The following is a 2499-nucleotide window of genomic DNA, read 5'->3' on the forward strand; positions in this document are numbered from 1 at the left end:
TCCCCGGATGAGGTGAAAGTCTCAAGTCCGGTTTTGAAGACGAGTAGTTCTGGTGACGGAATTGCTTAGTTTAACAGTGTCAGGGGATGGGCAAGAAATTATGTCTATAAAAATTTCGCTAGGCTTATTTCAATTCGACTTTGAAGACCACCATGCCATTTTGGGGGTGCCTTTGGATGCCGAATTCAGTCAAATCCGCAAACGCTACATGCAAATTGCGCGAAAACTGCATCCAGACAGCGCTAACGTAGAAACCCCCGCCGATAAAAAATTGGCCACTCAAATTTTGTCAAAACTGGCCAATCCCGCCTACAGCAAGCTCACCAACGAACGCGCCCGCGCCGAACATGCGGTGCTGCTGGGCATGATGGCGAAGCGCGTGGTTCAACAAAAGGATAAAGTCAACCTCACCACTGAGGCGGCGCAGCAGTTATTAAAGTCCCAGGATTTGGAAAAGGACTACAAAAATGCAGTTTCGCAATTGAGCCAAACCCAGTTTGAATCCCTGCAAGACACCGTAAAGGTTATCGGTGAAATCAGCGAACTGAATTTGGTCTACCTACAGCGCAAACAAAGTAAAGGGGAAAAGGTGGGCAAGCCGGCAGCGAAGAAATCCGCTAAAGCAGCAACCCAGTCAAAACCGGCGCAAAAAACTCCCCCACCCGAAGGGGAATCGGCGCAAGCAAAGGCAGCTACTGCTACCGCAGGTCCGTCTAAGATTGACGCCTATTGCCGCAGAGCACAAGATTTTATGGAGGGTGGAGATTTTGCCAAAGCTGTGGTGGAATTAAAAGAAGGTCTCAAAATCGAACCGAAAAATAGTCGCGCTCACGGCTTGTTAGGGAAAGTGTATGTGAAGCAAAATCAACTCACCCTGGCTTCTATTCATATCAACCAAGCGTTGAAATTGAATCCCCAGGAAGAGTCTGCTTTAGAGGCGAAAAAAGGACTGCAAAAAGCAGCACAAAACTCAGGGAAGAAAAAAGAGAATCAATCTGCGATCGCGGCTTTCTTCGGTAGTTTGTTTGGCAATAAGGATAAAGGCAAGAAGAAGAAAAAATAATGATTCATCAACCACCATCAGGGGCACGAGATTTACTTCCCCTCGATGTAGCGCAAAAACGTTGGATCGAAGAGCGCCTGCGCCCGGTTTTCGAGCAATGGGGGTATCATCGCATTATTCCCTCTACGGTGGAGCGTTTGGATACCCTAATGGCGGGGGGGGCGATCGATGCCTCTACGGCTATCCAGCTTCAAGAAACTGAGGAGGATATGCCCCTGGCCCTGCGTCCGGAAGTGACTGCCTCGATCGCCCGTAGCGCAGTAACGCGCATGGCCGGCAGCAGTTATCCGCAACGTCTGTATTACAACGCCAATGTCTTCCGCCGCCATCGGGAAGGCTATCACGGTTCCCAGCAGGAATTTTATCAAGCTGGGGTAGAACTCCTGGGCGCGGGCGGATTGCTCGCCGATGCAGAAATTGTCCTGCTGCTGCGTCAGTGCTTGCAAAGTTTGGGATTGCAGAAATCCCGGGTGATTTTAGGCGAGGCGGGATTGACCCGATCGCTGTTGCGAAGCTTTCCCCCCGCGTTGCAAGACAAGGTGCGCCACGCGATCGCTCATCTCAATCGCCTCACGATCGAAGCGCTTCCCCTGAGTCCCGCACAGCGCGATCGGGCTTTGTTTCTCTTCGATCTGCGCGGTCGTCCCGCTGATGTGTTGCAACGGGTTGCGACCCTCGACCTGGATGAGTCGGAAAGAGCAACTCTGGAAAATCTCAAGTCCCTGGTGGATTTACTCGCCGACTACTTTCCCTCGCCTTCCCAGGAAACTTCCCCCTCCACCGCTGAGGTGCAACCGCTGATTCTGGATTTGAGCCTGATTCAACCCTGGGATTACTATACCGGCATTGTGTTTGAGGTGGTCTGCGAAACGGACTCGGGTCAGCTCGTTTTGGGCCAAGGGGGCCGTTACGATCGCTTGCTCAGTCTTTATCATCCCCAGGAAGAAGATATTCCCGGCATTGGTTTCGCCCTCAATATCGAGGATTTGCACCAAGTCCTCTTGCCTACAGGTCAACTGCCTCGCGCTACCCCGCCCACTGATACTCTGGTAGTGCCTCGGACGCCCCAAGCGTTCTCGGCGGCTTTTTCCTACGCCCAAACACTCCGCGAAAGCCACGATTCTGGCCGGGTTGAGGTGGATTTACAACCGCGCCCCACTACTGAGGCGGTGCGCGACTATGCCCGTTCTCGGGCGATCGCTCGCATTGCCTGGGTGGATGGGCATGGTCTCACCGAAACCGAATCGGTGCTTTAACCCTCCCCACAATCTGCCACCGGATATATGGTGGCGCTCCACAAACCCCCCCGCCAGCGGGCTAATTCCTAATTTTGGCCCGCCGAATCGGGGAGGGAGTTGTTTTTTTACTTGACATGGGGTAGAATGAAGCTATAGGTGCAGGCAGGACGTATATGCAATGCATAGCTTGCTTAACTG

Annotated in this window: 2 protein-coding genes; both read left to right on the top strand. The window is 52.6% G+C overall.

Annotated features, from left to right (window positions below; all coding sequences use genetic code 11):
* Positions 1-100: 100 nt before the first annotated feature.
* Positions 101-1063 (top strand): J domain-containing protein, encoded by a 963-nt coding sequence (locus LKK83_RS30335; RefSeq protein ID WP_324635201.1) that lies wholly within the window; start codon positions 101-103, stop codon positions 1061-1063.
* On the top strand, positions 1063-2319 hold the full coding sequence (locus LKK83_RS30340; protein ID WP_324635202.1) for an ATP phosphoribosyltransferase regulatory subunit: 1257 nt from the start codon (positions 1063-1065) through the stop codon (positions 2317-2319). The genes LKK83_RS30335 and LKK83_RS30340 overlap by 1 nt, the downstream gene beginning before the upstream one ends.
* Positions 2320-2499 lie beyond the last annotated feature (180 nt).

The organism is Phormidium sp. CCY1219 (genome assembly GCF_035615515.1).
GTDB lineage: Bacteria > Cyanobacteriota > Cyanobacteriia > Cyanobacteriales > Laspinemataceae > CCY1219.

Bases quoted from the DNA above. Each gene is read 5' to 3' on its own strand.
- LKK83_RS30335 (WP_324635201.1), top strand. From the start codon at position 101: ATGTCTATAAAAATTTCGCTAGGCTTATTTCAATTCGACTTTGAAGAC.
- LKK83_RS30340 (WP_324635202.1), top strand. From the start codon at position 1,063: ATGATTCATCAACCACCATCAGGGGCACGAGATTTACTTCCCCTCGAT.